At 63.0% G+C, this 8,282-nt stretch carries 7 protein-coding genes, 1 tRNA gene and 1 pseudogene; 2 read left to right on the forward strand and 7 right to left on the reverse strand.

Annotated elements, in window-relative coordinates; all coding sequences use genetic code 11:
- Positions 1-2: 2 nt before the first annotated feature.
- On the reverse strand, positions 3-1,757 hold the full coding sequence (locus ACP7AU_RS07675) for a gamma-glutamyltransferase family protein (protein ID WP_426051035.1): 1,755 nt from the start codon (positions 1,755-1,757) through the stop codon (positions 3-5).
- Positions 1,758-1,924: 167 nt separating this feature from the next.
- Here ACP7AU_RS07675 and ACP7AU_RS07680 point away from each other — a divergent pair.
- Positions 1,925-2,001 (forward strand) — tRNA-Arg (locus ACP7AU_RS07680).
- Between the two features lie 218 nt (positions 2,002-2,219).
- Here ACP7AU_RS07680 and ACP7AU_RS07685 read toward each other — a convergent pair.
- The 4 genes from ACP7AU_RS07685 to ACP7AU_RS07700 form a co-directional block, all read right to left on the reverse strand.
- On the reverse strand, positions 2,220-3,338 hold the full coding sequence (locus tag ACP7AU_RS07685) for a site-specific integrase (RefSeq protein WP_426051026.1): 1,119 nt from the start codon (positions 3,336-3,338) through the stop codon (positions 2,220-2,222).
- A complete protein-coding gene (locus tag ACP7AU_RS07690) occupies positions 3,317-3,796 on the reverse strand; it encodes a hypothetical protein (protein WP_426051027.1) in 480 nt (159 codons plus the stop codon). The genes ACP7AU_RS07685 and ACP7AU_RS07690 overlap by 22 nt, the downstream gene beginning before the upstream one ends.
- A gap of 167 nt (positions 3,797-3,963) precedes the next feature.
- Positions 3,964-4,380, reverse strand: coding sequence for a hypothetical protein (locus ACP7AU_RS07695; RefSeq protein WP_426051028.1), 417 nt, complete (start codon positions 4,378-4,380; stop codon positions 3,964-3,966).
- A gap of 47 nt (positions 4,381-4,427) precedes the next feature.
- Complete coding sequence (locus ACP7AU_RS07700; protein ID WP_426051029.1) at positions 4,428-4,949, reverse strand: hypothetical protein; 522 nt, start codon at positions 4,947-4,949, stop codon at positions 4,428-4,430.
- An 89-nt stretch (positions 4,950-5,038) separates the two neighbouring features.
- On the opposite strand from ACP7AU_RS07700, the gene ACP7AU_RS07705 reads away from it, so the two are divergent.
- A complete protein-coding gene (locus tag ACP7AU_RS07705; RefSeq protein WP_426051030.1) occupies positions 5,039-5,404 on the forward strand; it encodes a helix-turn-helix domain-containing protein in 366 nt (121 codons plus the stop codon).
- A gap of 453 nt (positions 5,405-5,857) precedes the next feature.
- Here the strand turns inward: ACP7AU_RS07705 and ACP7AU_RS07710 are convergent, their stop codons facing one another.
- Positions 5,858-7,195, reverse strand: a complete 1,338-nt coding sequence (locus ACP7AU_RS07710) for a hypothetical protein (protein WP_426051031.1) — start codon at positions 7,193-7,195, stop codon at positions 5,858-5,860.
- Positions 7,196-7,491: 296 nt separating this feature from the next.
- Positions 7,492-7,761: pseudogene (locus ACP7AU_RS07715) on the reverse strand (transposase); the annotation flags it as partial.
- Between the last annotated feature and the right edge of the window lie 521 nt (positions 7,762-8,282).

Consider the following 8,282-nt stretch of genomic DNA (forward strand, 5'->3'; position numbering starts at 1 on the left):
GCCTATTCGGTCCGGGCCACGCCCTCGCGCCGGTCGTCGGCGCCGCCGTCCCAGTGATCTCCGCGCCAGATCGCTCCATGCAGGCCTGAGGTCTCCGACGCGTTGGGCTGGAGGATGATGCCGTTCCTCGCCAGCCCTTCGGTCAGGGTCGGCCCGAACCGCGACGTGTCGGCGCCGAAGCCCGGACCCTTGGCGACGAGGTTGGGCAGGTCGAACGTCGCCTGCACCGGCAGGCCCCAGATCAGCGTCCCGACCAGTCCCTTGGCGTTATAGGCCAGGATCGCCGATCCGCCCGGCGAGCCCATGGCCCCGACCAGACGACCCTGATGATCCAGAATGATGATCGGCGACATCGACGAGCGCGGCCGCTTGCCCGCCGCCACGGCGTTGGCGATGGGCCCGCCCTCCGCCGTCGTCGGCGAGAAGGAGAAGTCGGTCAGCTGGTTGTTGAGAAAGAAGCCCGCCGCCATCCGGCCCGAACCGAAGATGCTCTCGACCGTCGTGGTCATGGAGACGGCGTTCCCGGCCGCGTCGACGATGACCATGTGGGACGTGCCGGAGGGCTCGGCCGTCGCGTCAGGGGCGCGGAACACGCCGCCGGGCGGTGTCCCGGCTGTGGCGGCGCCGGCCAGGCCGGGGGCCAGGGCGGCGCGGGAGGCGACGTAATCGGGGTCGAGCAGGCCGGCCACGGGCACGCCGACGAAGGCGGGGTCGGCGACATAGCGGTCGCGGTCGGCGTACATCAGCCGCTGCAGCTGGGCGAACATGGTCCAGGCGGCGGCGCTGGTCTCGCCCTCGGCGAGAACCGGGGCGACGGTCGGGGTCTCGGTCATGGCCAGGAGCTGCAGCAGGGCCACGCCGCTGGACGGCGGCGGCGGGATGCAGATCACATAGACACGGAACGGACGACACAGGGCGTCGCGGACGATGGGCCGATAGGCGGCGAGGTCGGCGTCACTCAGCGATCCCGGGCGCGGCTCGGCTCTCACCGTCTCGATGATGGCCTCGGCGATCGGACCGGTGCGCAGGGCTTCGATCCCGTCGCGGGCGATGGTCGCGACCGTCTCGGCGTAGGCGGGGTTTCGCAGGGTGTCGCCGGCGACGTAGCGGCTGCCATCGGGCCTGGTGAAATACTCGGTGGCCCAGCGGGTGCGCGCCTGCCCAAATGTTCCGGCGATAAAGCCGGCCAGACGCGGGCTGACCGTAAACCCGTCGCGGGCCAGACGCTCGGCGTCGCCGAACAGGGAGGACCAGGGCAGGCTTCCATGCGTCTCCTGCGCCATCGCCAGGGCGGCCACGGCGCCGGGCGCGCCCGTGGATCGCCCGCTCAACACCGCGTCCATGAAGGGCAGGGGGCGGCCGTTCTCGTAGAACAGTTCGGGCGTCGCCGCCGAGGGCGCCGTCTCGCGCCCGTCATAGGTCGTGACCTCCTGCGTCCCGGCGTCATAGACCATGATGAAGGCCCCGCCGCCGAGGCCCGAGGACTGGGGCTCGACCAGCCCCAGTACCGCCTGCACCGCGACCGCGGCGTCCACCGCCGACCCGCCGCGCCTCAGAACCGCCATCCCCGCCTCGACAGCCAGCGGATTGGCCGCCGCGACGAACGGACCGCGCGCCGGACGAGTGGCGGGGGGCGCGGCGGACTGGACCGGGGCGGACGCGCCGCCGACCGTCGTGGTCTGACAACCGGCCAGCGCCAGGGTCGATGACAGCGCCAGGACGGCGAAGAGCAATGGACGGAACGGCGAATTCGACATGATCATCTGGGAGGCGACCCGGAAACACTGGCGCGGACAGGCGCCTCCCCCGACCTAAGCCCCGCCGTCCGCCTCTCCAAGCGCCCGTTTTACAAAGGCCACGAAAACCGGGTTGCGCCCGGCAAGACGACCCGCTAGATACCCGCCCTCGCCGTAAAGGCCTGTGCGCGCCCGTAGCTCAGCTGGATAGAGCATCAGACTACGAATCTGAGGGTCGGACGTTCGAATCGTTCCGGGCGCGCCATTCTTTTCAACAACTTAGGCCTCAAAATCTTGAGGCTTGGCCTGCTGGTTACAGCGCTGTTACAGGCGTTGTTACAGCTTCTGTTCGCGCCATGTTCACGGTCAGCGACTGGAATCGGGTGTTGAATGAAACGGTATCGCTCGGCCAGCCGGCGTCGGTTCGTCTGCCATCCCCGAGTTGATGTCCGCATCCGCGTCGATCACGCCCCTAGCAGATCGCTATTTCCGGGCCCGTTCCGCTCTCACGCGCACGATCGTGTCGATCTTGGACTGTGCCGAGTTCGCTCCCTTGGCCCGGTTGGCCTGCCGGATATAGATGCGGGCGGTGTAGGCGGTGGTGTGTTCCAACTGCGCCATGATCTCGAACTCCGACGCGCCGGCATAGGCTAGTTCGATGCCGCGCGCATGGCGCAGGCCATGGACGTCCAGAAACGACCGCGCCGCATTCTCCTTGCCGAGCCGGTCGAGCAAGCGATCGAGTGCTTGGTTGAAGGCGCGTGGCTTCCAGGGCTGCCCATATTTATTATAGGCGATGGTCAGGGCCCTGTTCGGAGTCCGATCCAACAGGGCGGTGAGGCGGTTGTCCTCGGGTTTGTCACACAGCACACCGCGCTTAGGTGTGATCCAGTAAAGTCGACGTTGGGCGATCTGATCGTCGTCGAACCCCATCGTTCTCGCATTCAGCGGCACATCGCAGATGCCGCCACGCCTGAACCCGCCCCAACGCCCCAGTGCGATACCACGCGCGAGTCCGGGCTGGCCGACGGCAATCGCCATGTCGATGGCGACTTCAATCTCGCTGTCGTCCCATGCCGGATGAGGCTCCGGCCGATTGGTCGGCGGTCGAAGTTTTTCGATGTCGGCGAAGGGGCGGCCAACGACTGACCCCTTCTTCATTTCCGGCTTCAGCCCGTTCTTGAGCACCTGCATCAGGTCGTTGCAGGCCTTGTGCCCACGCAGCGCCCAGACGTCCTGAAGGTCCTTGAGCCAAGGATAGGTCACATCCTTCAGGGGCACCGGGCCACAGACGGCGATCAGTTCATCGATCCTGTATTGGTATTCTCGCTTGGTGCTTTCCTCCAGGCCGGTGAACTCGCTGCTGCTGTTGTATTTCTCCATCGCGCCCCGAACCGTGCCGATCGTGGGCTTCAGGGCGATGGCGGCGGCTTCCATCTGCGCGAGGATCGCGTCGACCTCGACCTTCAGTTCATTCGTGTGGTCGGCAGCCCTCAGGGGGCCGGCACGGAAACGTCCCTTGCGGAAGTAAAGATCGGTGCGCCCATCAGCCCGCTTGACGCGCTGAACGTGCGGGACTTTCACTTGCGCCTCGCCGGCCATGCCCGCGCCAGTTCCAGCGCGGCGAGCCGGGAATCAGCGAGCTCGTCCGGGGCAGGATCGGCACCCCTCACCGGAACAGGCGCTTTCTGGCCGCCCCGCTTGTCGCGCGGAGGGAGGCTCGCGATCCAGTCGTCGATTTGGAGACGACTATACCTGACGACGTTGACGCCCACTTCGAGTGGGGCGACGGGACAGCGCTTGGACAGGGACGACCAGGACATCTGGAGGTAGTTGCACAACTGCTCACGGGTCATCAGCAGCGGGGGCCATCCCTGAATCGCCGCCGACGTTGCCCTGACGGTTCCCCGCGCGAGGCCGTCGCGCACCTCGCGGAGTTCCAGCGGTTCACTCAGAATATGGATCGCCGCCATCTCGACCAGGCCGACCCGGCGTTCGACTGCCAGGCGAGGCATGTCGGCCGTCTGTGTGTTCAGCTTTCTTGCTGGGATGGTCGTCACAGAGGGATGCTTCCGATCTGGAAAAACGAGCGTATGTCCACAAACAGCCGTCCGCGTCAATACATAAATTAGAAGTAAATCAACATTGCCTGTCAACAACTTCGCGCCAACCTTTGCGGTGTCTGTCAACAAACTCGCGCCAAGTCGGTCGATGTTCGCCAGTAACATTAGTGGATAAGCCCGCCTGATGTCTGGACGTCGCGCCAGCTTGCCCGAACACCATTGAGAATACCCGCTTGGTTACGATCCAGGCTCCGCCCCCTGTATTCAGAATAGACCGTCACCGCGAAGACGGTGTTCTCGTCCAGCCAGGCGTCGATCAGCCGCTCATGTTCCAACGTCACCATGACTGGCTCACCGATCAGCCCTTTTAGCCCCAGGATTAGCGCCACGCCGAAGCGCAGGTCAGATTCGTGGAAACTGCCCTGAAGATAACGATCGACGGCGCCGGCTACATCGTCCGCATCGAGCTCGGAGAAGAGGATGTCGCCCGGGGCGAGGGTGATGGTCCGGTTCGCCCCCGGCCCCTGAAGGTGCAAGGGGCGATCCATAACGACCAGAACCTCGCCCGGCCCCTTCGCCATAGATTCGGCCCGCATGCACCGCGTTCCGAACAGACGGAACGGAGCCGTCACTGGGACAGGTCCTGATGGGGACGCAGGCCGTCGTCCCCCTTGCGGAAGACGCGATCGAGGAACAACGCGATCTTGTGCCACTCGGCGCCCATCCGCCCGCCCATGGCCGCCTTCTTGCGCACCTCGACCAGCAGGGCCTCACGCTCGACGTAGGCGACGACCTGGGCGTAGTCGTCCCGCAGCGCGGGCGAGCCGTAGATGGCCCGCGCGCGCAACAGCCCCAGCGTCATAGCGCCCTTGATACGGTTCGCGTGGTCCGAGATCACACGGATGTTCCGGTCGGCGTAGCCGCCGGCGGGATCGATACGATCAAGGGAGGGCGAGTTGGACGTGCGCGGCGGCCGGACGTCGAGGGGCACCCCTAAAACCGGACAACGATCCGGAATCACGACCGCGTCGCGGGCCAGGGAAAAGTTGACACCGAGACGATCGGCCCGCTTCTTGGCGCGATGCCACATCTCCAACGCCGGCTTTTCCAAGCGGCGCCGACGGAGGTAGCCGCGCATGTAGGCGGACATGCATTTCGTGCAGGTCTCGCGGTGGGTGGGTTTTCCGTGCACCGGACAAACGGGAGGTTTGGGATTACGATTGGTCACAAGGCATCTCCATGCGGTTCAACATGGGCGCTATTGTGCATAATGGGTATTATTTTGCAACCATGATCGTTCCCTCGACGCAGAACCGGCTGGGCGTAACCGTGACAGGAGCCCAGTTGAGGGCCGCCAGGGGCCTGCTGAACATGTCCGTTTCCGATCTCTCGGAGCGAACGGGCCTGGCCATGAACACAATCAGGCGAGCTGAAGCGACAAACGCTGTCGCACCGATCACGACTGCCAATGCGCAGCTATTGGTCTCCACCCTAGAAGCTGCCGGGGTGGTCTTTATCCAGGCTGATACGATGGGAGCCGGGGTCCGATTAGGAGCCGTCGATCAGGAGCCGCTTCAGCGCCGTAGGCCAAGCGGACCGGCCTGAAGTTTTCCTTCGCCAGCCGGACATCACCAAGGTCCCGCCCGGCACCGACTGCTGGGGCCGGGGGTGAAACCCCCAGCCCCGCCCCCAGCAGACCTTCGGTCGCTCCCAACTGCCAGCTTTCTTGGTCAGTTGGACGCTCCTTCCTGGCTTCCCGTTGAAACCTCTCGACTATTTCGGGAGTCACGTTCCGATTTCTGTCAACTAATCCGACGCGATACGAAATGTGACTCTCGAATTTTCGTTTGATTTACTTCAATAATTTGGCCGCCTGCATGACTGCGCAGTCCATCATTTTCGTGCACGAGTTGGACGATTCGTCAGCACAGATTGCTCTTCGCCCCTTTCCTTGATTCTTGCTCGCCTGTGCGACGGATGGCGATTCGGCATCTGTTCGTTGCGCACAAAAAAGCCCGGCAGCGGTACCGCTGCCGGGCTTCGACTCTACCGTGCGGGCTACGCCGCTTCGCTTTCGTCGCCTTCCTTGGGCCATTCGAGCGGCACGTCGTATTTCAGGCGGTGCTGACCGAAAGCGGCTCCGAGGAAACGAGAGGGGCGGTCGGGGTCGATTTGCGGGCGATGGTAGATCGCCTGCGATCCACCTTCCCAGTCATAATCCGCACCGAAATCGACAGCGTCGAAATCGCTGTCGTCGCCGCCAGACCCGCGATTGACCATCCGCATGGCCTCGTCGGCGAATCCCTCATTGTCGATCGCATAGCGGTTGATGATCGTGTTCACGCGGTCGAGCCGATGGCCCGTGACCGCAGCGATGTTGCGCAGCGGAACTTTGTTGTCGACCATCACGCATACCGCAGAGTGCCGTAGGGACCGCAAAAGCATCTTGGGAGCGCCGTCCTTCGTCACGGCAAATCGCACCTCAGCAAACGCCGTTCCCAAGCGAGCCTCGGTAAATGCCACGTTGGTATCGCCGTTGTTGAAAAGAAAGGGCGAGCCTTCCACGCGAACCGATTCGATCAGTTCCCGCAGCTTGGCGCTGAGAGGGAAGCTGACTTTCACGCCGGTTTTCGATTGAACCATCTGGAACCGTCCGCCGCGATAATTCACGCCGTGTTTGGCTGTGCGCAGATCACCCAGGCGCTGACCGACAACGATCCCAACTTGGATCAGCGCCGCCAAGCCAGGTTGTGCCATCTGGCGAGCCATGGTGGCATAGACCTCAATGGTCTCTGGCTTCCACAACACCACGCGCTTGACTGGCTCAGGCCTGATCCACGGGATCGTCGCGACCGGGTTGTCAGGGCGAAACTTTGCCGTCACCGCCTCAGTGCAAAGCACGTTCAGGATCGAACGAATATCCGACTGAACCGACTCCCGGTCGTCGTAGATCGCGAGAAGGTCCTCGAAGTCATCCTTGAAAAAATCGGCAAAATCAGGATCGCCGCGCCGCTCAGCCCAGTCCACAACGATCATGGCGTCACGCCTATTGCGATACCTCCGCGAACCCGAGAGGTCGCGATAACGCAGCGTGCGGAAATAGATTGAGGCCAAGGCCCGCGTGTTCTTGCGACCCTCGCACTTGTAGGTCTTCTCAAGTTCGCGACGGACCTCAAGCCGCTTGTTGACGCAGCGGGCGGCCTTCTGAACGCGGGCTAGAAACTTCGGATCGTGCAATGAGCCGATTTGAGAACCTTCTTCGGGAAGAGTGATGTTCGCCGGCCACCCAGGGGGCCGCAATGACGCCGGGACAGACATGAAGACGTGGTGCGTTCCGCCCTTGCGTTCGCGCTCCCGAACAAAGCGGCCAAGATCAAACTCGTTTCCAGTCTTCATAATATCCTCCTATGGCGTCATGGGCAGTCCATGTTTCTAAGGCAGAGAATTCCGCGACATGTTCACTCTAGTAGTTCTAGTAGCGCATGTCAACGAATAATTCGCGTTGCTAGAATTGTAGTTGTAGCAGGTAAGGTTACTACTTGCGACCAGAGCGGTTTCGAGCTCGCGACTGGAGGATTCAGTGCTGGTTCGGCCCGTTGCCACAGCAGCCCGAACCGGGCATTAAGGCTGATGCCCATCCTGACTGTTAATCGGCGTCGAAATCGGGCTCTGACGCAGTTTTGGTGACGGGATCATGGTGTCGAGCCGATCAGCCTGGCCTGTAGGAGATCGAGCTTTCCGCGGCCGTACATCTGGCGTTTGACGAGCTTGAGCTTGGTAATCTGACCCTCGGCTTGGCCGTTGGACCAACCAGAGGTGATCGCCGCGCGGACGGCGTTGATATCGCGGTCTATGCCGTTGGCGAAGGACGCCACCAGGCTGGGGCGACCACGCTCGATCCAGGCGCGCAGGTCGCCCTCAGTCTTACGACGGATCATCAGGTGGAAGGCGGCGGTGATCTCCTACAGGCCAGGCTGGTAGGCTCGACACCGTGACCCCATCACCAAAACTGAGTCAGAGCCCGATTTCGACGCCGATCCACAGTCGGGACGTCTTCGCGGCATCGAGTGAGTTGTATGGCGCGATCGCCAAGGCGGCTTGGGATTGGTCGCGTGTTGCTTCGCCGCCGGCCGCTCGACTTCCGCGTTCAGGAGCTTTGCCAACGTCTGCTTTTGGCGGTGGGCTCAACCGATCGCTACAACACACTCGGCGAAGGGAGCCGTCAGGCTAACTTTCGTGGGCACTACTAAGGGGCGCTTCGTGCCTGCCAACGTACTGTGGATCAGCGTCGAAATGGGACTCCATCGAGAGGCAACCTAGTTGGTTGAATTCGCTATACTACAATAGGTTGGCGCGCATGCCGGCAGGCGTCTGTTGGGACCCCGTCTCGCCCCGAAATATTGAGCTTATTCAATATATTGTCTCATATCGGCTGGGGTCTCGCCTTTAACGCCGATCAACAGGCTCCTGCAACGGACAGCGT

This window comes from Brevundimonas sp. SL161 (assembly GCF_049896985.1).
GTDB lineage: Bacteria > Pseudomonadota > Alphaproteobacteria > Caulobacterales > Caulobacteraceae > Brevundimonas.